Here is a 25,946-nt window from a genome sequence, read left to right on the forward strand (position 1 = left end):
CGGGGATCACAGTTCGAGCGCGCCGGGTTCGGCGCGCAGCAAGGAGAACCACTCGTCGGCCAGCCGCTGCGCGGTGGCGTCGTCGAAGAGGTTCGCGTCGTACTTGATGAAGATCTTGAGGCCGGCGCCGCTGCGGTAGACCTCCGCGGCGAGCGCGTGCTCCCCGGTGTAGGGCAGGTCGGCGAAGGGGTGCATCTGCGGCTCCCCCGCCACCTCGCCGGTGAGCAGGTCGGCTCCGGCGAAGTTCTGGAACAGGAAGTTCGTCCGCGCCAGCGGCTCGTCCTCCCGCCCCAGCGCGCGGGCGATCTCCGGCAGCGGGTAGGCGCTGTGCTCGATCCCGGCGAGCACCTTGTCCCGCAACGACTCCAGCACCGCCCCGAGATCGCCAGTGGTCGTGCAACGGATCGGCAACCGCGTGGCGAACTGGCCGACGACGTCCTGGAACCGCTCCTCGGGGCGGGCCGCCGCGGTCATCCCCGCGACGAGGTCGCGCTGGCCGGTCACCTTCCCGAGGAAGGCCACCCAGGTGGCGAACAGCGCGGTGGCCAGGCCTGCCCGGTGCCGCGCGGCCCACGCCGCGAGCGCTTCGCCCTGCTGCGCGGGCACGTCCCGGGTCAGGACCCGGATCCGGGGCATCCGGTCCGGCTCGGGCCGTCGGTCGTGGGGCAGCGCGAGGTACGAGGGCGCGCCGTCCAGTTCGCGCAGCCAGTACTCCCGGTGCCCGCGGGCTCCCGGGCCGGTCAGCAGGTTCCGCTCCCACGCGGTGAAGTCGCCGAACGTGGCCCGCGGTGGTATCGCGGAGCCGCGGTAGGCGTCCTGCAAGCTGCGCACGAGCAGCGCGGTCGACGTGCCGTCGAGCAGCAGGTGGTGCGCGGTGATCAGCAGCAGCCGCCGGTCGGGCAGCCCGACCAGGTGTGCCCGCACCAGCGGCCCGGTGGCCAGGTCGAACTCCTCGGCCACGAGGTCGCGCAGCGCGGCCAGCTGCTCGTCCCGGGTGCCGGCGCGCAGCTCGATCCGCTCGAACGAGGGCGTCCGGGACGGGTCGAGCTCGAGCTGCGGCGCGCCGTCCTGCTCGACGACCGCGGCGGTGAGCACCGGGTGCAGCCGGGCCTGCTCGCGCACGGCCCGTTCCAGCGCTGCTTCGTCGAGCTCACCGCGGATTTCGAACAGCAGGGGGAGGTTGTAGGTGCTCGACCTGCCCCAGCGCACGTGGTCGCGGTGGACGAGCCGCTGGCTGCCGGACAGGTCCCATCGCTGCCGCGGCCCGCAGCGGGCGCGCAGGCCGTCGACGCTGCCCGCGTCGAAGATCACCGCGGGCGAGATCTCCGGCAGGTCCTCGCGCAGCGCGTTGACCAGTTGCAGCACCAGGATCGAATCCAGGCCGTACTCCACCAGCGGCGCGGCCGGGTCGATCCGGTCGGCGGGAACGCCCAGCACGGCCGCGGCCTGCTGCCGGATCCTCTCGGCCAGGTCGGGTGCCGCCGCCGTGCGCGGCTGGTCGAGCTCCGGCCCGCTCGGGCGGGCGAGGGCGGCGAGCCCGTCGATCGACCCGGCGTCGAAGACCATCGCGGGCGAGATCTCCGGCAGGTCCTCGCGCAGCGCGTTGACCAGTTGCAGCACCAGGATCGAATCCAGGCCGTACTCCACCAGCGGCACGGCCGGGTCGATCCGGTCCACCGGGAGGTGGAGGACCTCGGCGGCGCCTTCCCGGAGACGGTGGACCAGGTCACCGGAGGGCTCAGCTGTACCGGTGCCTGCCACGCGCGTCGAGTTCTGCGCGCCGTTGAGCGAAGTCCGCGACGGCGTCCTGGCCGGATCGCCCGGCTCACCGGCGTTTTCCGCGTGGTGGAGCCGGGTTCCGCTCATCGGCGCGGACCGGAGCGAGGCGCGGTCGGTGTGCGCGGCCCCGTTGAGCGGTCCGGCCGGGGCGTTCCCGCCGAGCGGGGTCGCCGCCGGACCGGGTTCGGCCGCGACCGGGGGGCTCCCGCCGTGCGCGGGCCGCGGCGGTGCCGCGGGCGGTTCCTCGCCCTCGACGAGCCGCTGGCGCGCGATCCCGTCGCTTTCCGCGGCGATGATCTGCTGCCCCAGCGCGAGAGCCTCCGGCAGCACCTGCATCACCGCGGAGAACCCCTCCCCCGCCAGGACGCCGCGCCAGCTCTCCGGGGACAGCGCCGGCGAACCCGGCACCCGCAGCGCGGTGTCCTCGAACAGCCACCAGCCCTCCAGCAGGCCGAAGGTCAGGTGGGTGAACACGTCGAACGCGGCCAGCTCGTTGAGCAGCAGCCACCCGCCGTCGCGCAGCGCGGCTTTCGCGTTGCGCAGGGTGTTGCGGGTGTCCCGCGTGGCGTGCAGCACGTTGGCGGCGATCACCAGGTCGTAGCCGCCGGGCTCGATGTCCTGGCCGGCCAGCGGCCGCTCGGCGTCGAACAACGTGCATTCCAGGTACGGCACGTCGGGCCCGTACGCGGTGCGGGCGTGGTTGAGGAACGCCTTGGACAGGTCCGTGTAGGTGTAGGTCTCGATGCTGCCCTGGTAGGGCCGCAGCGCAGTGAACATCCCCGCGCTGGTGCCGCCGGTTCCGGCGCCGATTTCGAGGATGCGCAGCCGCGCCCCCGGTTCCCGCCGAATCCGCTCGGCGACGACGGCGACCGCGGCGTCGCGCAGCGCCCGGTTGAACGCGTCGGCGAGCCGGTTGTCCCGGTAGCAGCCCTCCACCAGCTCCACCGAGCCGCGCGGGAACAGCACGTCGGTGGCCGGGGTGCGGCCGGTCAGGATCGCGGGCAGCTCGGCGATCGTGGCGCTGACGAGACGGACCTCGGCGGCCTTGTCCGGGTCCTGCGCCCATTCGGCGGCCCTCCGCTGCCATTCGCGGGTGACCTCCTCCAGCGGCTCCGCCGAGTCCGGGGCGGCGCGCAGGGCGTGCTCCAGCCAGCTCGTGTACTGCTCCCGGATCCCGGCGCGGTCGCGCAGAGCGATCACGTCGGCGTCCGCGGCGGACTCGGTGATGCCGAGCTCCGCCAGGTGCGCCCGGAGCACCCGCGCCAGCAGCGGGTCGCGCTCGGTGCTGCGCCACTGCGCGAGGGCCTCCAGCAGCGGGCCGTCGCCGAGCGCCCCGCGCGAGCGGAGCAGGTCCGGGTCCACGCGCTCGCTCGTGCGGGCGTAGGCGGTGCTGCGGGTGCCGGGATCGACGACGCCGAGCGCGTCCGGTCCGGTGGTCCCGATGTAGCTCAGCTGCCGTTGCGGTGCGGCGAACAGCTCGTCGAGCGCGGCCATGCCCTCGGCGGGCTCGATCGAGCGCAGGCCCCACCCGCGCATCCGGCGCGCGAAGAACTCCGCGGAGACGCTGCCGACGCTGCCCCACCAGCCCCAGTGCACCACCTTCACCGGGCAGCTCCAGTGCTGCGCGAGGTGGTGCGCGTAGGAGTCGGCGAACAGGCACCCGGCCGCGTAGTTGCTCTGCCCGGCCGCGGTCGTGAACGACTGCAGCGAGGAGAAGAACAGCGCGAAGTCCAGCGGGTCGTCGGCGAAGACCTCGGCCGCGACGGCGCCGGCGTCCACCTTCGCCGCCAGCCCGGCGCGGAAGTCCCGCTCGCTCATCCGCGCGAGGCTCTGGTCCCGCAGCACCAGCGCCGCCTGCACGAGGCCGCGGATCGGGCCGCAGCGGGCGATGATCTCCTCGCGGGCCGAGCGCAGCGCCGCCGGATCGGTGGCGTCGGCGGTGAGGTAGTGCACCTCGCCGGGGATGCTCGCCAGCTTCCGCTCGATCTCCTCGTCCCGCTCCCGGCGGCCGATCCAGACCACGGTCGCCCCGTAGTGCTCGACGACGTGCCGGGTCCACTCCGCGCCGAGGCCGCCGGCACCGCCGATCACCACGAACACGCTGTCGCGGCGGTAGGTCTCGGCAGGTGCCGCCGCTGATTCGGCGGGAACGAGCCTGCGCCGCAGCCACTGGCCGTTGCGGCGGACCCACACGTCGTCGGGGCTTCCCGGCAGGGCGGTCAGGTCCGCGGGCCACTCGTCTCCGTCGACGTCGGCGCGGCGCACCTGCCAGTGCGGGTACTCGCGGGCCGCCGAGCCGAACAGCCCGTGCAGCCCGGCGTGGGCGGGCTCGACCGGGTCATCCGGACAGGTCGGAACCGCGCGCCGGGTGAGCAGCGTGATGCCCAGATCACGGCTGTCGAAACCGGCCAGCAGCAGCGCCTTGAACATCCTGAAGGCGGCGAGGACGCCGGTCTCCTGGGCGCCGGTGAGCGCGGCCGCACCGGTCGGCGGCAGCGGTGCCTCGGGGGCGAGCCAGATCAGGTGGTCGATCGGTCCGATGGCCGCCAGCGCGTCGGCGACGTCATCGACCGCGGCCGTGCTCGGGAGGTTCCAGCCCAGCGCCGCCGGGTGCGCGGCGGCCACCGCCGCGCGCTGCCGGTCGGTGCCGCCGACGACGAGGACGCGGTCCGCGGCGGCGGGCACCGGCGTGCCGAACTCGCCCTCCCGGACCGGTTCCCACACCGGCTCGAACAACGCCGGCACCGACTGCTCCGGGACTTCCGGTTCCAGGGCCGGCGACTCCGGGGCGGGGGCGCGACGGGAGGTGTAGCCGGACATCCGCACGCGCACGGCGCCTGCGGTGTCGACCAGGTCGACGTCGAGCCTGCTCAGCGGGCCGGGTTCGCCGGAAGCCCGGACCACCGCCCACATCCGCTCCTCGCACGGGCCGAACCGCTCCAGGCACTCCAGCGCGAACGGCACCGCGGTCGTGGTCGCCGCGTCGCCCTCGGCGAGCTGCAGCGCGATCGAGGCCTGGATCGCCGAGTCGAGCAGCGCCGGGTCGAGCACCGCGCGCGTGCGCTCCCCCGGGGCGCGCAGCTCAGCGAGCACGACGCCGCGGCCGACGTGCGCGAGGGCGACGGCCCGCAGCGCCGGTCCGTGCTCGATGCCCATCGCAGCGAGGGCCTCCCGGATCCGCTCGGCGGAGACCGGGGTCGTGCACTCAGCGCGCAGCGCCGCCAGGTCGACCGGCTCCGGTGCCGCGCCGGTGCCGCGGGTGAGACGTCCTGCGCAGCGCACCGCGTGCTCACCGCCGGACTCGGCGGAGATCTCGAAGGTGAACCCGGCACCGGCCGGCTCGACGCGGACCTCCGCGGACACCGGCCCGTCCTCGACGGCCAGCGGCCGCACCCAGGTGACGTCGCGCAGCACCGGCTCGGCGCCGAGGGCGCGCTCACCGGCCTGCCGCGCCTGTTCCAGGTAGGCCACCCCGGGCAGCACGCTCCTGCCGTGCACCCGGTGGTCGCGGACGTGGGGCTCCGCACCGGTCACCACGAACTCGGTGCCCTGCGATTCCCCTGCGGTGAGGCGGGTTTCCCGACCACCGCGCTCAGCCCGGGGTTCCGGCCAGTACCGCTCGCGGGCGAACGGGTAGGTCGGCAGCGGCACGCGCAGGTGCGCGCCCGCCGGGAAGAGCGCGGCGGGATCCAGCGCGGCCCCGGCGACGTAGTGCTCGGCCAGCGCGTCGAGCTCAGCGCGCAGCGCGGCGCCTTCCGCCTCCCGGCAGCGGCGCAGCTGCTCGGCCGCGTCCGCCACGCGACCCGCGCCGGTTTGCTTCCGGCCGGTGCGGGCGCGCGGGGAGTCGAGCCCGCCGTCGAGTACCTCGATCAGCTCCGCGACATCGCCCGCGACGCAGGCGAAGCGGTGCTCGAAGTGCGCGCGCCCGGCCAGCAGCGTGTGCGCCAGGTCCCCGCAGTCCACCGCGGGTTCGCGGCGGCAGTGCGCCGCCAGCCGCGCCACCAGCTCGGCGAGCTGCTCGCGCGACCGGGCCGACAGCACGACCAGGTGAGCCGCGCGCTGCGGCGCGGCCGCCCGGCGCGGCGGAGGTGCTTCCTCCAGCACGACGTGCGCGTTGGTGCCGCTCGCGCCGAACGAGCTCACCGCGCCGCAGCGCGGGCCCGCCTCCGACGCCTCCCACTTGTGCGTCCGGGTGCTCACGTAGAACGGGCTGCCGTCCAGCTCGATCGCCGGGTTCGCCCGCTCGAAGTGCAGCGCGGCGGGGATCTGCTCGTGCCGCATCGAGAGCAGCACCTTGAACACGCCCGCCACGCCCGCGGCGAACTGCGCGTGCCCGATGCTGCTCTTGATCGAGCCCACCGCGCAGTACTCGGACCGGTCAGTCCGGGCGCGGAAGGCCCGCTGCAAGGCCTGGAACTCGATCGGATCGCCGAGCGCGGTACCTGTGCCGTGGGCCTCCACGACGCCGATGCGCTCGACGTCCACTCCGGACTCCTCGTGGACCTCGCGCAGCAGGCGCTCCTGGGACACCGAGCTCGGGGCCGTGATGCCGTTGGTCGCGCCGTCCTGGCCGACACCGGAACCGCGGATCACCCCGTGCACGTGGTCACCGTCCGCCAGCGCCTCGGACAGCCGCTTGAGCACCAGCACCCCGACGCCCTCGCCCGGCACGAAACCGTCCGCGCCGTGGTCGAAGGTGCGGCAGCGCCCGGTCGGCGAGAGCATCCCGGCGCGCCCGGCCAGCCGGTACAGCCGCGGCGTCGACTGCAGGAACACCCCGCCTGCCAGGGCCATCGACGTCTCGCCGGCGCGCAGGTCCTTGCAGGCCAGGTCGATCGCCACCAGCGAGCTGGAGCACGAGGTGTCCACCGCGATCGCCGGTCCTCGCAGGTCCAGGAAGTACGACACCCGGCTCGGGATGACCGAGGTCATGTTGCCCCACAGGGTCTGCGCCGGGCTCTCCTCGGCGAGCAGGTCCTGGTAGTCCCCGGCCCACGCCCCCACGTACACCCCGCAGCGGCGGCGGCCCATCGTCCCGGCGTAACCGGCGTCCTCCAGGGCCTTCCAGGACTCCTCCAGCAGCAGGCGCTGCTGCGGGTCCATGACGGCGGCCTCGACGCCGGAGATGGTGAAGAACAGCGGGTCGAACTCGTCGATGCCGTCCACGAAGCTGCCGTGCTCGCAGCGCGGGGAGTCCTGCTCGCCGGTTCGGCCGAGGTCCCAGCGGGTCACCGGGGTGACCAGGTCGTGCGCGGCGGCGAGGTGCTCCCAGAGCTCGTCGAGGTCGGCGGAGCCGGCGAACCGGCCGCTCATCCCGACGACGGCGATCGGTTCCCGGTCACCGCCCGGAGCCGGGGTGCTCCGCAGCTCGGTGTCCGATGTGGATCCGTCGCGCTGTCGGGCCGAAAGCGGTTCGGCCGGGGCGAATCCGGTCGCCGGAGCGGTCCGCGTTGCCGGGTCCCCGTCCGGAGCCGGGCGGTTGCTCGGGTCCGGAGCATCGGCCGAACCGGTCTCCGTGGCCCGATCACCGTCCAGACCCGGATCAGCTCCCGAGGGCAGCTCCACGGTCGGCTCTGCGGGCTCGGTGAGCCGGATGTCCGCCGCGTGCTCGGTCAGCAGGTGCTCGACCAACCGGTCGGCGGAGCTGAAGTCGTAGAGCGCGTTGGTGGACAGCTCCAGCGACAGCGCGTCGTTGAGCTCGTGCACCACGCGGACCCCGAGGATCGAGTCCAGGCCGTAGTCGGCGAAGGCGTGCTCACCGTCGATCTCGTCCGGGCGCATCGCCAGCGCCCCGGCGAGCTTCTCCCGCACCAGCCGCGGAACCACCACCTCCAGTCGGGGCGGCGCGTCGTCCGCAGGCCGCACCGATGCGTCCGCAGTGCTCCCGGAATCCGCGATGCTCCGGGCGTCCGCAGTGGCAGCTGGCGCGGTGCTCGAGACAGCTGCGGCCACCGAAGCACGGCCCGGGTCGGCTTCGGGAACCGCGGCCGGGGGCAGGTCCCCGATCCAGTAGCGCTCCCGGGAGAACGGGTAGGTCGGCAGCGAGATCGGCCGCGGCAGGCGGGTCCCGCTCCCGTCGAGGGCCCGCCAGTCCAGCCGCACCCCGTCGACCCACAGCGCGGCGAGCTTGTCCAGCTCCCCGATCGCGGCCCAGCGGCGCACCAGCTGCTCGCGCAGCTCGGGATCGGCCGAGATCACCGCGAGCGCGCCCTGCGGGCGGTCCGCCGTGCCCCGGTGCACTCCCGCGGCGTCAGCACCCTCGGCGACCGCGCCCAGCACCCGCCGCAGCTGCTCCGTCGAGGAGACCACCACGGCCAGGCGTTCGGCCATCGCCTCGCGTCCGGTGCGCAACGTGTGCGCCAACGCGGCCAGATCCGGTTCCGATCCGTCCAAGCAGGACAGCAGACGTCCGGCCACGCGGCGCAGCTCCTCCGCGGTCCGCGCGGACAGCACCACCAGCTGCTCGCCCGGGCCGGCCGCCGGCTCGGGCTCGGGCACGTGCTCGGCGACGATCACGTGCGCATTGGAGCCGCCAGCGCCGAACGAGGACACTGCGGCGATGCGCGGCCGGTCGGAACGCCACTCCTGCGCCTCGCGCTGCAGGAAGAACGGGGTCCGCTCGAAGGCGATCCCGGGGTTGGGCTCGTCCGCGTGCAGGCTCGGCGCCAGCGTCCGGTGCCGCAGCTGCAGCACCGCCTTGGTCAGCCCGGCGATGCCCGCCGCGGCCTCCAAGTGCCCGATACCCGACTTCACCGAGCTCAGCGCGCAGAACCCGAAATCGTCGGTGTCCGCGCCGAACGCCTTGGTCAGCCCGGCGATCTCGATCGGGTCGCCGAGTTCGGTGCCGGTGCCGTGCGCCTCGACGCACCCGACGTCGCGCGCCGAGATCCCGGCCCGCGCCAACGCGGCGCGCACCAGATCGGCCTGCGCGGCCGGGTTGGGCACGGTGTAGCCGTTGACGCCACCGCCGTGGTTGGCGCTGCTGCCGCGGATGACCGCCTCGACCCGGTCGCCGTCGGCCAGCGCGCGCGACAGCGGTTTGAGCAGCACCGCACCGACGCCCTCGCCGGGCACGAATCCGTCGGCCCCGGCGCCGAAGCTGCGGCACTCCGGGCCCGCGGACAGCATCTGCGAGCGGCACAGCTCGACGTAGTCCAGCGGGTGCGCGTAAACGTTCGCACCACCGGCGATGGCGACCTCGCAGCTGCCGCGGCGCAGGTGCTCGCACGCCTCGTGCACCGCGGTCAGCGACGCCGAGCACATCGTGTCCAGCGTGATGCTGGGCCCGCGCAGGTCCAGCACGTGCGAGGTGCGCGCGCTCAGCGACGCGAACGACAGCCCCGGCACCACCGCTTCACCGGAGGGCAGCAGGCCCGCGCCGTGCCGGGCGTGGCCGGACTTGGTCACCCCGGCGAACACCCCGACGTTGCGGGAATGCCGCTCGGCCAGCAGTTCCCGCGTGTAGCCGGCGTCCTCCAGCACCTCCCAGGCCGCCTGCACGAACAACCGCTCCTGCGGGTCCATGGCGTAGGCGTCGCGCGGGGCGATCCGGAAGAACCGCGGGTCGAACTCGGCGAAACCGTCCAGGAAACCGCCCCACTTGCTGTAGCTGCGGCCGGTCGCGATCGCGGTCTTCCGGTCGGGCTCGTAGAAGCCCTCCAGGGGCCAGCGGTCGGCGGGCACCTCGCCGGTGCAGGTGCGCCCGGAGCGGAGGTTGTCCCAGAACTCGGGGAGGTTCCGCGCCCGCGGGTAGCGTCCGCTGAGCCCGATGATCGCGATCGGCTCGTCGGCTGAGGTCTCTTCGGCGAGGGTCTCTTCGGCGGGGGTCTCCTCGGCGGGCCGCTCGGAGGCGGTCGCCGGGGCCGTCCGCGGCCGGCGCTCGACCGAGCGCGCCGCGGAGGCCGGGCCGTGGCCGGTCCAGGCGGCCGCTTCCGCGGTGCGCTCGCCCGCGAGGTGCGCGGCGAGCTCGCTCAGCGCGGGGAACTCGTAGAACAGCGTCGTGGGCAGCCCGGCGAAACCGCGGGCGAGCTCCCGGTTCAACTGCACCACCATGATCGAGTCCAGGCCCATCGTGGCCAGCTGCCGGTCCGCGTCGACTCCGGCGGCTGGCAGCTTCGTCGTCTCGGCGAACAGCTCGACCAGCTTCCGCTGCACCGCGCGCTGCAGTCCGTCACCGGCCGCCGCGGGCGCCGGCACCTCTCCCGGGGCGCGGCCGAGATCCCCGTGGTGCACCCACACCTGCGGGGCGTCGAGCGCGCACGCGGACTCGAGCGCGGCGAGACCATCGGTGGTGTCCATCGGCACCAATCCCCTGCTGTGCCACAGCTTCTTCTGCGCGGCCGCGTCCACGGCCATGCCGCCGTCGCGCCACAGCGGCCAGGCGATCGAGGCCGTCCTGCCGGGCCGCTCGGCCGCGCGCAGCGCCGCGTAGGCGTCGGTGAACGCGTTCGCCGCGGCGTAGTCGGCCTGCCCGGCGTTGCCGGTGATCCCCGCTCCGGAGGAGAACGCGAGCAGGAATTCCAGCGGCAGCTGCGCGGTCGCCCGGTCCAGGTGCACCAGGCCGCTGACCTTCGGGGCGAGCACCGCGTCCCAGTCCTCAGCGGTCTTGCGCACCAGCGCGGCGTCGCGGACGACCCCGGCGGAGTGCACGACTCCGTGCAGCGCCCCGGCCTCGGAGAGCACCGACGCCACCAGGTGCCGGGTCTCCTCCCAGCGGGAGACGTCGGCCTGCCGGTACTCGGCGGTCGTACCCGCCGCGCGCAGCTCGTCGAGGAGCTCGGACACCCCGGCATCGGGCGCCGAACGACCGACCAGCACGAGCGTCGGCCCGCTCACCGCGCCGGCGATGTGGCGGGCCACCGCCGCTCCGATGCCCCGCGCGCCCCCTGTGATCAGGTAGACGCCTCCGGACCGCCACGGTGGTTCGTTCTGCGGCGCGGCGGGGTCGGCGCGGTGCCAGGTCCGCACGTGCCGCACTCCGTCGCGGTAGAGCACCAGGTCGTCGGTGCTGGTGGTGTTCTCGTCGAGCGCGGTGCGCACGGCGGCGGCGGTGGCCTCCGCGGGCAGGACGACGACCTGCCCCGTCAGCCGCGGGTTCTCCTTCTCGGCGGTGCGCAACAAGGCCGCGAGCGCCGGACCCGTCGCGTCCTCGGCCGAGGTCACGACCTGCACGAGCGCGGAGGTCTCGGGCTCCAGGTCGCGCACCGCCTCGAACACCTGGCGGGACAGCTCGGTGAACCGGCCGTCCGCGCGGGACTTCTCGCTCGTGGCGCGCAGGTGGCGCGCTCGCGCGATCTGGAGGTCCGCACCGGTCTGGCCGCAGGTGATCACGACGCGTTCCGCCGGCGCAGCGCGGTCCGCAGCCTCGGGCCGCGGGGTCCAGCTCGGCGTCAGCAAGGTCGTGCCGAGGCCCGACTCCGCTGCACGTCCCGGAGACTGCGCGTGATCCGGAGCCCCGATGCGCTCAGCCGTCTCAGCCTGCGCCACGGCGAAGTTCCTCGCCGCAGAACCGGGTTCGACTCCGCCATCGCCGGTTACTCCTGCCGCGCCGCCGGTTCCGCTCGGAATCCAGTAGCGCTCCCGCTCGAACGGGTAGGTCGGCAGGTGCGCCCGCCCCGGCGCGTGCTCGCCGTGCAGCACCTGCCAGTCGATCACGGCACCCTCCGCCCAGGCGGCGAGCACGGTCGTCAGGTCACCGCCTTCGAGTGCCTGCTGTTCGGCCGCCCCGGCGGGGCGCTCGGCCAGGCCGCCGGGGCGCCGCGGCACCCGGCCGCGGATGCCGCCGGAGAGGTCCCCGTCCAGGAACTCGCCGAGCCGCTCGATGAGCGACGCGCGAGAGCGCACGACCCAGCCCACGCGCTCGTCGAGCGCGACCCGGCCGCTCTGCAACGTCCAGGCCAGCGACGCGAGCGACTCCGGTGTCGCGGAGTTCTCCAGATGTGCCAACAGGTTCCGGGCCACGTCCCGCAGCTGCGCGTCGGTGCGCGCGGACAGCGGAACCAGCACCGGCCCGCCCGGTTCCGGGCGCGCGGCGGCGACGTGCTGTTCCAGCACGACGTGCGCGTTGGCACCGCCGAAGCCGAAGCTGCTCACCCCCGCCCGCAACGGCGCGACGCCGGCCGTCCGGTCGCGGACCGGCTCCCAGCGCTCGGTCTCCCGCACGATGCGGAAGGGGCCGCCGTCGAGGCGGATGTGCGGGTTGAGCTCGCCGCTGATCGGGGTCGCCGGCAGCACGCCGTGCCGCATCGCTAGCAGCACCTTGATCAGCCCGGCGATACCGGCGGCGGCCTCCAGGTGCCCGATGTTCGCCTTGACCGAGCCGAGCCCGGTCCGCCCGCGCCCGGCACCGGACCGCCCGAACGCGCTGTGCAGCGCCCGGACCTCCACCGGATCCCCGAGGGCGGTGCCCGTGCCGTGCGCTTCGACGTAGCCGACGGTGTCCGGGTCCAGTCCGGCCAGCGCGATGCGCACCAGCTCGGCCTGCGCGTCGGCGTTCGGCGCGGTCAGCGAGTTCGCGCGGCCGCCGTGGTTCTCGGCGGTGCCGCGCAGCACCGCCAGCACCGCGTCGCCGTCCCGCTCGGCGGCCGCCAGCGGCTTGAGCACGATCGCGCCGACGCCTTCGCCGCGCACGTACCCGTCGGCGGCGGCGCTGAAGGTCTTGCAGCGCCCGTCCGGGCTGAGCATCCCGGCCCGGTGCGCGCTGACGAAGGTGTCCGCGCTCAGCAGCAGGTTCACCCCGCCGGCGATGGCGAGCTCGCAGGCCCCGGCGCGAATCGCCTCGGCCGCGCGGTGCACCGCCACCAGCGAGCTGGAGCAGGCGGTGTCGACGGGCTCGCTGGGGCCGCGGATGTCGAGCAGGTAGGAGATCCGGTTCACCAGGATCGAGTGCGCGTTGCCGGTGGCGGTGAACGCGTCCGGTGCGACGCCGTGGGCGTGCAGCAGGGTCGCGTAGTCGGTGCCGGAGACGCCGAAGAACAGGCCGGTGCTCCGCGGCAAGGCGTCCGGGGTGCGTCCGCTGTCCTCCACGGCGTGCCAGACGGTCTCCAGCGCCAGCCGGTGCTGCGGGTCCATGAGTTCGGCTTCGCGCGGGTAGATCCCGAAGAAGCCGGCGTCGAAGGCGTCGATGTCGTCCAGCGCGCCCGCGTACTTCGGGAAGTCGGACTCGGCGACGACCTGCGCGTAGGCGGGGCCGTACCGCTCGACGGGGAAGGAGCCGACCGAGTCCCGGCCCGCGAGCAGGTTTGCCCAGAACTCGTCGAGGTCCCGCGCACCGGGGAAGCGGCCCGCGGCTCCGATGATGGCGATCGGCTCACCGGCGGCCGTTTCCCCGGAGCTCTCCCGCTCTGAGTCCCCGGTGGACGGACCGGTCGCGACCGGAGTGGATTCCGGGACGCTTCCGGCGTCCCCGGTCGTCGCGGCCGCGGTAGCGACTCCGCTGCCGCCCGTTCGCGAGCGCGCGGCGCGCACCTGGTCGCCGAACTCCGCGAGCAGGTGGCGGCCGAGCGCGTCGAAGGTGGACTCGTCGAAGAACACGGCCGGAGTCAGCTCGATGCCGAACCGCGCGTGGACCTGCTTGGCCAAGGCGACCAGCGAGATCGAGTCGAACCCGAAGGCGTCGAACCCGGTGTGCGGATCGAGTTCGGCGACCTCGAACTTGAGCAGTTCGGCCGCCATCGCCCGAAGGTCGCCGACGACGAAGCCGAGCTCGCCGTCCGGGTTCTCCGGCCCTGCTCCTCGCTGCGCGGTGTCCGGTGTCCTCTCCTGCTGATCGGAGGACGGCCCAGCGGTGCCGGACTCCGTCCCCTCCACCTGGGCGTGCACGACGTGTCCCGCGGTCACCGCGGCGAACGCCGGCCTCGGCACCGCGGCGCCGAGAGCGGCGCCTTCACCGCACTGCACACCGTTGAGCTCGCCAGCCACCACACCGTCCCGGTCGACCAGCAGCACGCGTCCCCTCCCGTCGCGCAGCTCCAGCACGACGTGGGCGACCTCCGGCGCTTCCCGCACCCGAACCTCGTCGACCACCTCCAGGACCCGGTGCTGCCAGCGGGGAGCGCCGGCGCGCTTGGCCTCCAGCAGCACGCCCTGCGCGATGGCCACGAGCACCGGCGCGTCGAGCGTCGTGTTCCGCCGCACGTGATCGCGGCGCACCTGCGGTTCGGCGACCTCCAGCACCAGCCGCCCGTCCGGCAACCGGCAGGCCCCCGCGACACCGCAGAACAGCGGTTCGTGCACGAGCTCACCGTCGGCCAGCTCGGCGGCGATCCGCTCCCGGTCGAGCACCTCGACGGCCGCGGCGCGCACGTCCTCCGGAAGCCCGGCCGAGGCGGAAACCGGCTCCCCCGGGTGCACGTCGAACTCGGCGACCGCCACGCGCTCGCCCGCGGTGTCCTCGGCGAACACCACTCCGGAGGCTGCGCCGCCCGGCACCCCGCCGAACCCGGTCACCAACCGTGCGGTCCGAGCCCACGGCACCGCGGCCGAGCGCAGCCCGCGCACGGCGACGGGACCGGCGAAACCGCCCGCCCGGGCCGCGCCCAGCGCCAGCTCGGCCGCGAAGGCCCCGACCAGCTCGGGAACGCCGTCCCGGTGGACCGCGTAGTCGCGGAGGTCGTCGAAGTGCAGCTCCAGCCCGAAGCGCAGTCCGTCCAAATCGGACTCGTTGCGGCCCAGCAGCGGGTGGACCTTGTCCCGCAGCGCCAGCGGTGCCAGCACACCGGGCGTGTCCTCGTGCTGCGGAACCCAGCACCGCACCCGCTCGAACGGGTAGGCCGGCAGCGAGACCCGGCGCGGCGGCCGAGCCCCGACGACGCGGCTCCAGTCCACCGGCGAACCGCCCAGCCAGATGCGCGCTACCTCCCGAGGCGTCTCGGCCCGCTCGTCCTGACCGGCCAGCGCCGCTTCCCCGTCGTGGTCCCCGGCCAGGTAGCGGTCCACGGCGGTGAGCGCGGCCGCCTTGTCGGCCGCTAAGAACGCCCACCTGCGCGGCAGCTCGTTCTTGCCCACGCGCAGCGTGTACGCGATCGCCGAGAGGTCGGACTCGGACGCCGCGGCCAGGAACGCGCGGAACCGGGTCAGCGACTCCACCAGCGCCCGCTCGGTCATCGCCGAGAACACGAACAGCTCGTCGCGGCCGTCGCCCGGCTCCCGCTCGGCCCTCCCCGGGTGCTCTTCGACGATGATGTGCGAGTTCATCCCGCCCGCACCGATCGAGGTGACCCCGGCCCGCCGCGGGTGCACCACCGGGCGCCCGTCCTCGGTGGTGGTCATCGGCTCCCACTCGGCGAGCTCGTGCTGCACCCGGAACGGGGTGCCGTCGAACGAGATGTCCGGGTTGAGCTGCTCGGCGTGCAGCGAGGGCGCCAGCTTCCCGGCGCGCAGCTGAAGCAGAACCTTGGTGAACCCGGCCATGCCCGCCGCTGCGAGCAGGTGGCCCACGTTGGACTTCACCGACCCGAGCGCGCAGTAGCCGCTGTCGGCGGTGTGCGCGCGGAACGCCGTGGTCAGCGCCTTGACCTCGATCGGGTCGCCGAGCGCGGTGCCGGAGCCGTGGCCTTCGACGTAGCCGATCGTGCGGGCGTCCACGCCCGCGTCGTCGAGCGCCTTGCCGATCGCGCGGGCCTGCATGTGCGGGTTGGGCACCGTGAAGCCGTTGCGCACGCCCGCGTTGCTCAGCGCGGTCCCCTTGATGACCGCGTAGACGTGGTCGCCGTCGCGCTCGGCCTCGGCCAGCGGTTTGAGCACGACCGCGCCGACGCCCTCGCCGAGGATCGTGCCGTCCGCGCCGACGCCGTAGCTGCGGATCATGTCCGAGGTGGCGGTGGTGAAGTGCTCCTGCGAGGAGGAGATCAGGTTGTACGGGTGCAGCAACAGGTTCACCCCGCCGGCCACGACCATCCGGGTCTCACCGGCCCGCAGCATCTGCACCGCCTGGTGGATGCAGGTCGAGGCGGCCGAGCACATCGTGTCCACGAAGATCGACGGGCCGGTGAACCCGTAGAAGTAGGACAGCATGTTCGGCAGGGTCGCGGTGTAGCTGCCGCTGGCAGGGGCGCCGCGCAGCAGGTTCTCGGCGAAGCCGTAGAGGTTGTAGTGGTTGCTCATCGTCCCGGCGAGCACGCCGACGTCCCCGTCGCAGTCGCGCTGGAGCGTTTCGCGGGAGTACCCGGCGTCCTCCAGGGCCTGGACCCCGGCCTGCAGGAACAGCCGCACCTCCGGGGACATCTGCTCGGCGGCGCGCATGGAGACCCGGAAGTAGCGCGGGTCGAACTCGTCGATGCCGTCCAGGAACGTGCCGGTGCGGATGGAGCTCTTGCCGAGCACGTCCCGATCCGGGCTGTAGATCGCGTCGTGGTTCCACCTGTCCCGCGGCACCTCCGTGAAGGCGTGGCGGCCCTCCGCCAGCGCGGTCCACAGCAGCTCCGGGTCATCGGCTCCGGGGTAGCGGCCGGACAGGCCGATGACGGCGATGTCGTGGCGCCGCGCGCGCGGGTCGTCCGCGGGCTCAGCGGCGACCGAGGCGCGGGCGAACCGGGGACGCTGCTCCCGCTTCGCCGGTTCCCCGGTTTCCGCCGGGCTTTCGGAGCGTTCGGATCCCCCCGTACCGGCAGGTCCTGCGGCGCCGGTCCCGCCGAGCACGGCGGCGAGGGTGCCGGGGTGCTCGGCCGCGAAGTACCCGGCGACGCCGTCGAGCGTGGTGTGCTCGAAGAACAGCGTCTTCGACAGCGGGCCGAACAGGTCCTCCAGTCGCGTGGTCATGTCCAGGATGCTCAGCGAGTCGATCCCGTACTCGACCAGGTTGACCGCCCCGTCGATGGCGCCCGGGTCGCGGTGCAGCACCTGCCCGAGCAGGTTCTTGAGCAGCGTTACCGCACCGGTGGCCAGCTCCTGCGCGGACTGCTCGCCGGTCGCATCGGCCGGGACGGGACTGTCCGAAGTGGCCGGAGCGGCGTTCTCGCGGGGCACGAGCACCGGATCCGCGCCGTAGGCGACGATCGCGTGCTCCGGCCCGTCCTCGAGCAGTCCGCCCAGCACGCGCAGTCCCGCTTCGGTGGGCAACGGCTCCCAGCCGCGCCGGCGGCGCAACGCCTCCTGGGTCACCTCGTCGGCGGTCATGCCGCCGTCGGCCCACAGCGGCCAGCTGACCGCGACCGTGCGGCCGGTCCGCTCTCCCGCGGAGACCAGCACCTGGCGGTGCTCGGCGAAGGCGTCCAGAAAGGCGTTCGCCGCGGCGTAGTCGGCCTGCCCGGTGCCGCCGTAGACCCCGGCCACCGAGGAGAACAGCGCGAAGAAGTCCAGATCGAGCTCGCGGGAGACCGCGTCCAGGTGCAGCGCTCCGCGCACCTTCGGCGCCAGCACGCCGCGGACCTCGCCGAGGTCCTTGCGCAGCAGGTAGTCGTCGGCCAACACCCCGGCGGCGTGCACGATCCCGTCGAGACGGCCGTGCTCGCGCACGATCTCCCGCGCCGCGCGCAGCACGTCCTCGGCGTCGGTGACGTCGGTGACGAGGTGGTGGGCGTCCACGCCGGACTCGCGCAGCTCGTCCAGCGCCGCACCCGGCGCCGAGCGCCCGCTGAGCACCACGACGGCGCCCGCGCGGGCGAAGTAGCGCGCCACGTGCCGCCCGAGACCGCCGAGACCGCCGGTCAGCCAGTAGACCCCGCCGTCCCGCAGCGGTGGCACGCGCGGCCCGGCAGGTGGCGCGGCGTCGATCGGGCGCCGCACCCGGCGGGTGCCGTCGGCGGCGTGGTGCACCTCGGCGTCACCGCCCGCGTCCGCGGCCTCGGCGCGCAGCACCTCCGCGAGCCGCGCGGTTCCGGCGACCCGGACGACGCGGCCGGACACCAGCGGGTTCTCCAGCGCGACGGTGCGGAACAGGCCGGTCAGCGGGGCGTGGAAGTGCCGCGGGAGCCGGTCGTCGACGAGCACGACGAACCGGTGCGGGCGGTTGGGGGCGCTGCGCAGCACCTCCTGGAGTCGTTCGAGCATGAGGTGCGCGGTGTGCTCGACGCCTTCCCCGGCGCTGTCGGGAGTGATCAGCGGTAGGTGGGTCGCCGCGAGACCGTCGGGCAGGGACCGGCCGGCGTAGAAGGCGTGCACCTCGGCCGTCCCGGCCTCCGGGGATTCGGCCTGCGCCGGGGCTTCCACCCAGCCGGTCGTGGCGGTGACCAACGCGCGCGACCGATCGCGCCGCTGCACCAGACCCCGAAGCCGGGCGCGCACCGCGCCCTCGGCGTCGCAGAGGTCGATGTCGAAGGTGTCCGGCACGTCCTCCTGGTACCGCACCCACGCCCAGGTCTCCGCGGTGCACGGCTCGAACACCTCCAGGCTCTCCAGCGCGAACGGCATGGCCGGGCCGCCGGCCGGGTCCGCACCGTCGGCGTCGAGCAGGGCCACGGACGCCTGGAAGGCCGCATCGAGGACGGCGGGCTCCAGCACGACACCGTCGCCGGAATCGGCGGTCGGTTCGATCCGCGCCAGCAGTTCCCGCCGGCCCGAGAAGATCTCGCGCAACCCGCGCATCGCCGAGCCGTATTCCAGCCCCTGCTCCTGGAACTCCGCGTAGACCTCGTCGATGTCGCGCCGCTCGGGGCACGCCGCGCGCAGCCGCTCCAGGTCCACCGGTTCGGGCCGGTCGGTCGGTGCGATCTCGACGGAACCGCGGGCGTGCACCACCGCGTCGTCCCGCCCGCCCGCGTACACCTCGAAGGAGGTGCCGATCTCCCCCGGCACGAGCGCCAGGTGCACCTCGACGGGCTCGTCACCGGCCACGACCGGCCGCAGCCAGGTCGCGCCGCGCACGACCGGCACCCCGGTCGACGCCTCGACGAACGCCCGCTCGGCGGCGGCGCGCACCATCTCCAGGTGGGCCACCGCGGGCAGCACGCGCTTGCCGCGTACCTGGTGGGCGGCCAGGAACGGCTCGGCGCCGGTGAACGCGGAGGTGTAGCGCTGCTCGGCGAGGTCCGAGGTGTTGCGGTGCAGCAGCGGGTGCAGCGCACCGCCGGTCTCCGGGTTCCGTTCGGGCACCCGGAACCAGTACCGCTGCCGGTCGAACGGGTAGCCCGGCAGCCGCACCCGGCGCGGGCGCGGCCCGTCGCCGCGCAGCGCGGACCAGTCGACGTCGTCGCCACCGACCCAGAGCTCGGCGGCGGCCCGCAGCTCGGGTGCTGCGGCGTCGCCGCGCACGGCCACGTCCGCCGCGTCGCCGGAGGCGAACTCCTCCAGCGCAGCGATCAGCTCCGCGGTCCCGTCCACCACGAACGCCGCCCGCGCGGCCATCTGCTCCCGGCCGACCTGCAGGGTGTGGGCGACGTCGGCCAGTTCCTGCGGTGCGCGCAGCGCCGCGGCCTCCGCGGCCGGGCCGCGAAGGTGCTCGGCCAGCCGGTGCGCGACCGCGCGCAGCCGCTCGGGGTTCTTCGCCGACAGCGGCACCAGGTGCGGCCCGGGGATCGGCTCGCCCTCGCGGCTGTCGGGGTGCTCTTCGAGCACCACGTGCGCGTTCGTCCCGCCGAACCCGAACGAGCTCACGCCCGCGCGCCGTGGCGCCGGGGCATCGGGCCACTCCTGGGTACCGGCGACGATGAAGAACGGGCTGCCGTCCAGCCGGATCATCGGGTTCTGCTTCTCGAAGTGCACGGTCGCGGGCAGCGTGCGCCCGGTCATCGCGACGATCACCTTGACCATTCCGGCCACGCCCGCCGCACCCTCGAGGTGCCCGATGTTCGTCTTGATCGACCCGATCCCGGTGCTGCCGGGGCGCGGCTCGGTGCCGTGACGCGCGTGCAGCGCGGCGAACGCGCGCTTGAGCGCCACCACCTCGATCGGATCCCCGACCTGGGTGCCCGGCCCGTGCGCCTCGACATAGCTGACGCTGTCCGGGCGGATGCCCGCCCGCGTGTACAGACCCTCGATCAGCTCGCTCTGCGCGGACGGATTCGTGACGGTCAGCGAGCTGGTGCGGCCTCCGTGGTTGGTCGCCACGCCCTTGATCACCGCGTGCACCGGGTCCCCGTCGGCGACCGCCCGCTCCAGCGGCTTCAGCAGCAGCACCGCGCCGCCCTCGCCGCGGACGTAGCCGTCGGCGTCCTGGTCGAAGGCCTTGCTGCGGCCGGTGCGGGACAGCATGCTCGCCTGGCTGAAGGCCACGAAGTGCTTCGGCGACCAACACAGGTTCACGCCCCCGGCCAGCGCCTGCTCGCACTCCCCGCGCTCCAGCGCCGAGACCGCCTCGTAGACCGACACCAGCGAGCTGGAGCAGGCGGTGTCGTTGGTGATGCTCGGCCCCTGCAGGTCCAGCGAGTACGACACCCGGTTGGCGATGATCGAGTAGGCGGTGCCGGTCGGGAAGTAGGCGTCGGTGGCCGCGCCCTCCCGCTCCATCAGCTCGGCGTAGTCCTGGTGGCACACGCCCATGAACACGCCGGTGCGGGTGCCCGCCAGTTCCGCGGCGCGGTACCCGGCGTCCTCGACGGCCTGCCAGGACAGCTCCAGGGCGAAGCGCTGCTGCGGGTCCATGGATTCCGCTTCGCGCGGGGAGATGGCGAAGAAGTCGGCGTCGAAGCGGTCCGCGCCCTCCAGGAACCCGCCCCAGATGCTGCTGGTCTTCTCGGCGCCGCGACGCGCGTCGCCGAACCAGCGCTCCTTGGACCACCGCCGGGTGGGCACCTCGCGGATGAGCGAGCGGCCGGCGGTCAGGTGGCCGTACAGCTCCTCCAGGGTGTCCGCGCCGGGGAAGCGCAGTGCCAGGCCGGTGATCGCGATGTCGCCGGAGTGCTCGGTGCTCATCGGGTTCCTCCCAGGCGGGCGCGGCCCCGCCGGTCAACGGTGGCGCGCAGGTTGAGGGCGACGTCGGGCACTGCGGCGCCCTGCACGAAGCGGTGGTGCAGGACGGCGGTCGAGAGCAGGAGGACGAACGCCTGGTCCTCCTTGGTGCTGATCTCCGACGCCGGGGTCGCCATGATCTTGTTGACCAGCTTGCGGGCGAAGACCGGATCGATCGGTTCGATCCGGCTGAGCTCGCTCTCGGACAGCAGCAGCTCCAGGTAGCCCGGGCGCTGCTCCTTGAACGCGGCGCTGCCAGGGGCGCGGTACGGCTGCTTGGGACGGGTGACGCTGCGATCCGGCAGCACGGCGCGGAACGCGTCCTTGAGCACCCGCTTCTCCTCGGATCCGTCGTCGAAACGCAGGTTCACCGCGCGCGCCGCGCGCACCACGTCCGGGTCCAGGAAGGGGCAGCGGTTCTCCACAGCGTGCGCCAGGCCCATCCGCTCTCCCTGAGTGGACAGCAGGTATCCGGCCAGGAGGGTCTTGTACTCCAGCCACTGGGCCTTCTGCGTCGCCGACAGAGCCGCGTAGCCGGGGGTGTCTCGCACCAGCGAGAGCAGATCGGCGAACGGGTCGGCCCGGTCCTTGAGCAGCCGGGTGGCGAATCGGCCGTTCTGGAACCGCATCTCGTGCGAGAACAGGCCGGGCATCCGCTCGGTGGCGAACTGCTCGAACAGCCCCAGCAGGTGCTTGCGGTGCGCGGAGCCGAAATGCGCCAATTCCGGGTTGAGCCCGGCCAGGCGGTCGAGGCACTGCTGCTCGGACAGCTCGCCCCACTCCGCGCGCAGCGTGGTCTCGCGGAACAGCGAATAGCCGAGGAAGGCCTCGTCGGCGCCCTCCCCGCTCAGGATCGTCTTGATGCCGGCGTCCCGGACGTGCCGGGACAGCAGGAACATCGGCACGAAGGCCGTGCGGAACGCGGGCGCTTCGGCGTGCTCGACCGCGTCCGGGAAGTGCGCGGCGATGTCCCCGCCGGTGATCTTCAGCGCGGAGTGCCGGGTGCCGAGGTGATCGGCGACGAGCTCCTGGTGGAGGGACTCGTCGAACTCGGCGTCCTCGAACGACACCGAGAAGGTGCGCACCTGGTGCGGCGAGAGCCGGGTCGCGAGCTGGGTGACGATCGAGGAATCCAGGCCCCCGCTGAGGTAGACCCCGACCTCCACGTCGCTGCGCAGCCGCAGTTCCACGGCGCGGTGCAGGCTTTCCCGCACCAGCTCGACCGCCTCGTCCGCACTGCCCTCGAACGGCAGCGCGCCCACCGCCAGCGGCTCGTAGGTGCGCACCTCGCGGCGATCGCCCCGCACCACCATGTAGGCGCCCATCGGCAGCTGCCGCACGCCCTGGAACACCGACCGGTCCGGCAGCGGCGTCCAGGTCGCGAAGGTGGAGGCCAGTTCGCGCCCGTCCAGCTCGTAGCGGAATCCCGGCACCGCACGGAACGCCTTGAGCTCCGAGGCGAACAGCAACTCCCCGGACCGATCGGCGTAGAACAGGGGCCGCTTGCCGAAGCGGTCGCGGGCCAGGAACAGCTCATCCGACTCAGCATCGCGGACCGCGAACGCGAAGGCCCCGTTGAACCGCCGCAGGCAGTCCGGGCCCCATTGGATCCAGGCCTGCAGCACGACCTCGGTGTCCGAGCGGGTGCGGAACGGCCGGCCCAGCGCGGCCAGCTCCGCGCGCAGCTCGACGTGGTTGTACAGCTCACCGTTGAAGCAGATCCAGAACCGCTCGGAGGGATCGGCGATCGGCTGAGAGCCGCTGTCGATGTCCACGATGGACAGCCGGGCGGTGCCCATCGCCACCCCGTCGTCGACGTAGTACCCGGCTTCGTCCGGTCCGCGGTGGTGGATCAACGCGAGCATCGAGGTCAGCACCTCTTCGGCCCGCCCGGTCAGCGCCGGAGCGGCGAACCCCGTTATTCCGCACATGCTGGCCCTCCCCGTTACTGCCCGAGCTTCGCGGCGACGTACCCGTCGATGGACTCGAGCGAGACCAGGACGTTGGTGAGCATGTCCTCCTCGTCGACCTGCAACGCGAATTCCTGCTCCAGGAACGCCATCAGCTGCACGTAACCGAAGGAGTCCAGGACGCCGGTCTTGAACAGGTCGTCCTGCGGGGTCACGTCGGTGCCGAACTCGACGAGGAAGCGCTCCTCGATGAACTGCGTGATCTTCGTGGTGCGGTCCACTGCTCACTCCCTGCTCTCGGTGGTGGCGACCGGAGTCGCTTGGCGGATGCGGGTGACCATGCGCTGCACGGCCTGGCCGCCGATCTCCTGGTATTCCAGATCCGCGTCCGCGGACAGCAGGTGCCGGACGCTGTCGGTCCAGCGCACCGGCGACACCAGCTGCTGGCCCAGCGCCTCGACCAGGCCGTCCGGCCGGTGCGGGCGTCCGGTCGTGTTCGCGATGACCGGGGTGTGCGGGGTGTCGAAGGTGAAGCCCCGCAGGAACTCCTCGAACTCCGCGCGGGCCGGAGCCATGTAGCGGGAGTGGAACGGGGCGCTGACCCGCAGCGGCGCGAACCGCACGTCGTGCTCGCGGAGCGCGGCGTGCGCGGCCCGCAGCACCTCGTCGGGTGCGGCGATCACCAGCTGCTGATCGGTGTTGTACGCGGCTATGTCCACACCGGACACGTCGTGCTCGGCGAAGATCTCCCGCAGCCGGGGCTCCGGGGTGTCCATCACCGCGGTCATGGCGCCACCGGACGCGGCGTCCATCAACTCGGCGCGCTTGGCGACCAGCCGCAGCCCGGTCTCGAAATCGAAGGCACCGACGGCCAGCAGCGCGTTGTACTCGCCCAGGCTGTGGCCGAGGTAGTAGTCCGCCCGTCGCTGCTCGTGGTGCTCGCGCTCGAAGGTGTGCAGCGCGTTGACGACGAACAGCGCGGGCTGGGTGTAGAGCGTCCGCCCGAGCACCCCGTCCGGATCGTCGCGGCACAGCGCCGCCAAGTCGTAGCCCAGCACACCGGCGGCGAACCGGGTCAGTCCCGGGTACCGCCAGAACAGGTCGTCCCCCATTCCTCGGAACTGGGCACCTTGCCCGGGAAAGAGCAGTGCAAATACCATACTTACCCTCAACTCGGGAATTACCATTTAACGAAAAGACCGCCAGAAACACTCCTGCGTGCTCCGCGAACCCCACTAGAACAACGCGCGGAACAGCCCGGCCCAGCACACTGCGGACTTCCGGTGCCGAGCCGTGGAAACACGAGAACAGGCAGACGCGCGACCACGCTCTGCAACGAATGGGTCGAATCGCTCGAGTTCAATGTTAGATGATCAAGCTCTGCAATCAACCTAGAGTAACCGGACAACTCCGCGCAAGAGCTCCTCATGTGGCCAGCGACACGGCCCCGCGCGGCGGACTCTGACAATTTCCCTAGCCGACAACTGATTAGGAGGCGACCCGCTCACACCCGGACGGCAATTCATCTCCGGTAGCCCCGAATCGGCCCCCGCATAGCACCGCCGCAATTCCACGCACAACGTCCGAACGGCTGATCCGAGAATACCAGACCCCGCCGGCCATCCACACCCGAGAACCGACTAGCCACGATGGACACACCGACGCCATTACCGTCGGGGAAATCGACAGCGCCTTGTACAGTTCCGGTGCGATTTCTTCCGAACGGAAAATCCACGAGGTTCAAGCCCCCTCGGGCGCGCATCTACGGCTGAGATGAGACTGCGGTCTCGCCTCAGCGTGCGGTCGTGCTGGATCCAGGACTTCCCAGCTCACGAGCATTCGAGGCGGTTCTCGTCGTTGCGGGCCTCGTGAGAGCGCCTGCCGGTGTACTCGTCAGCACACCGGCAGAGACAGCTGTGCACCAGTGGGCAGCGCTTCCGTTACCGCCGCTTTTGACGGTACCGCTTTCGTTCAGACGTTTCTTCCGCCTCGGGTCAGAGGGCCAGCATGGCCTTGGCCACCTCCTCTGCTGCCACGTCGGGGATCGCCGTTGAGGCGTGTTCGAGTGCGAGGAGTCGTGCGCCGGGGATCTCCCGTGCGAGCGCTTCGCCGTTGCCGATCGGGAAGAACGGGTCGCGGCGACCGTGCACCACCAGCGTCGGCAGCGTGAGCTCGGGGAGCCGCTCGCGCCAGCGCGGCGCGCAGTCGAGCCTGGCGAACACCATGCCCAGCTGATTGGCCATCTGCACCGCGGGCAGCGTGCCCGGCGTGCGGTCCCACGCGCGCTCGGCGACCGCCCGGGCTGCTGCGGGGTCGTTGCCGAGGATCTCCGCGCCTTCGGCGAGGTACGCCGCCACCGCGTCCCGGTCGGACCAGTCGGGCATGGGACGCGAGAACAGCCGGTCCATCGTCGCCGCGTCGTGGTCGGGCAGGTCGTCGTCGACCGGGCCTGGGGCGACAGGCCGCGTTCCGGCGAGGGTGAGCGCCGAGAACGCCTCCGGGTGGTCGAGCGCGGCGACCTGGGCGACCATCCCGCCCACACCGATGCCCGCCAAATGCGCCGGCCGATCATCGAGCTCGCGGGCGAGCGCTGCGGCATCGGCTGCGAGATCGCGCAGCGAATAGGCCGGCGCCTCGGGATCGACGGTGGTCGAGGAGCCGGAATCACGCAGGTCGTAGCGCACGACATGACGCCCGCCGCGCGCGACGGACTCGCAGAGCGAGTCGGGCCACGAGAGCATGGTCGTGCCACCCGCGCACAGAACGAGCGGCGCCTCCACGTCGCCGAAGTGCGCGACGCCAAGCACCACACCATTCGCCTCGACAGTCCTCATCACACCCACCCTCCAGGGTTGTGCTCGGTCGCACCAGGAACACCAGCGTCGTCGCGCCGAACGATCACGACACCGCCCGCGCCTTCTCAGGGATCGACTTCCAGCGAGGCGAGAACTCATCGCGCTTCCCCACCCGCGGTTTCCGGTGAGCGCCGGTTGATCAGGAGCTTTTGGCGCAGCTTCCGCTCGGGGCCCAACCTGGGTCGACCACGTCTGTTCCGCGACCACCTACGCCGCCGCTTTGCAACACCACGCCTACGCCGAGGAGCAGGGGCAGGGGCCACAACGTTCGACTGGACGACACCGCTGCCCGCACCACGCGACAAACACCTCCCGACACGCCCCGCACGCGCCGACGCACACTCAACGCGAGAACAGCCGTGCGAACTGCACGGGAGTTTCGGTCTGCGAGGCGGTTCTGGAGTTCTCGCGCGGCCGCGGTGGCCATTCGGCCATGTGAGAGACACCGCTTTCGTCCATGTCATGGGTCAACACCTCGATCCCGACAATGCGGTCGACCTCGGCGGCCAGTTGATTCATTTCCGGTCGCGCGGTCCCACGTGCGCGTGCTCCCGCCCCCCTCGGGGGCACACCGCAGGCG

The 25,946-nt window shown here is 73.1% G+C and carries 6 protein-coding genes; all 6 read right to left on the reverse strand.

Annotated features, from left to right (window positions below; genetic code table 11):
* Positions 1-6: 6 nt before the first annotated feature.
* The 6 genes from E1161_RS04390 to E1161_RS27030 all read right to left on the reverse strand — a co-directional run bounded on the left by E1161_RS04390 (position 7) and on the right by E1161_RS27030 (position 25,885).
* A complete protein-coding gene (locus tag E1161_RS04390) occupies positions 7-20,565 on the reverse strand; it encodes an SDR family NAD(P)-dependent oxidoreductase (RefSeq protein ID WP_132619830.1) in 20,559 nt (6,852 codons plus the stop codon).
* Positions 20,562-22,532, reverse strand: coding sequence for an asparagine synthase (glutamine-hydrolyzing) (gene asnB, locus E1161_RS04395; RefSeq protein WP_132619832.1), 1,971 nt, complete (start codon positions 22,530-22,532; stop codon positions 20,562-20,564). The genes E1161_RS04390 and asnB overlap by 4 nt, the downstream gene beginning before the upstream one ends.
* A gap of 14 nt (positions 22,533-22,546) precedes the next feature.
* Positions 22,547-22,792 (reverse strand): acyl carrier protein, encoded by a 246-nt coding sequence (locus E1161_RS04400; RefSeq protein WP_132619834.1) that lies wholly within the window; start codon positions 22,790-22,792, stop codon positions 22,547-22,549.
* A 3-nt stretch (positions 22,793-22,795) separates the two neighbouring features.
* Positions 22,796-23,698 carry an acyltransferase domain-containing protein gene (locus E1161_RS04405; RefSeq protein WP_328591211.1) on the reverse strand — a complete coding sequence of 301 codons (903 nt, stop codon included), beginning with the start codon at positions 23,696-23,698 and terminating at the stop codon, positions 22,796-22,798.
* A gap of 807 nt (positions 23,699-24,505) precedes the next feature.
* Positions 24,506-25,345 carry an alpha/beta fold hydrolase gene (locus E1161_RS04410; RefSeq protein ID WP_132619838.1) on the reverse strand — a complete coding sequence of 280 codons (840 nt, stop codon included), beginning with the start codon at positions 25,343-25,345 and terminating at the stop codon, positions 24,506-24,508.
* Positions 25,346-25,708: 363 nt separating this feature from the next.
* Positions 25,709-25,885: a hypothetical protein gene (locus E1161_RS27030; RefSeq protein WP_165939684.1), complete on the reverse strand. Its 177-nt coding sequence runs from the start codon at positions 25,883-25,885 to the stop codon at positions 25,709-25,711.
* Positions 25,886-25,946 lie beyond the last annotated feature (61 nt).

Origin of the sequence: Saccharopolyspora aridisoli (assembly GCF_004348445.1) — a bacterium.
GTDB classification, from domain to species: domain Bacteria; phylum Actinomycetota; class Actinomycetes; order Mycobacteriales; family Pseudonocardiaceae; genus Saccharopolyspora; species Saccharopolyspora aridisoli.

Coding starts and splice junctions, on each gene's coding strand:
- E1161_RS04390 (WP_132619830.1), bottom strand. CDS start 20,565: ATGAGCACCGAGCACTCCGGCGACATCGCGATCACCGGCCTGGCACTG.
- asnB (WP_132619832.1), bottom strand. CDS start 22,532: ATGTGCGGAATAACGGGGTTCGCCGCTCCGGCGCTGACCGGGCGGGCC.
- E1161_RS04405 (WP_328591211.1), bottom strand. CDS start 23,698: ATGGTAATTCCCGAGTTGAGGGTAAGTATGGTATTTGCACTGCTCTTT.
- E1161_RS04410 (WP_132619838.1), bottom strand. CDS start 25,345: ATGAGGACTGTCGAGGCGAATGGTGTGGTGCTTGGCGTCGCGCACTTC.
- E1161_RS27030 (WP_165939684.1), bottom strand. CDS start 25,885: ATGAATCAACTGGCCGCCGAGGTCGACCGCATTGTCGGGATCGAGGTG.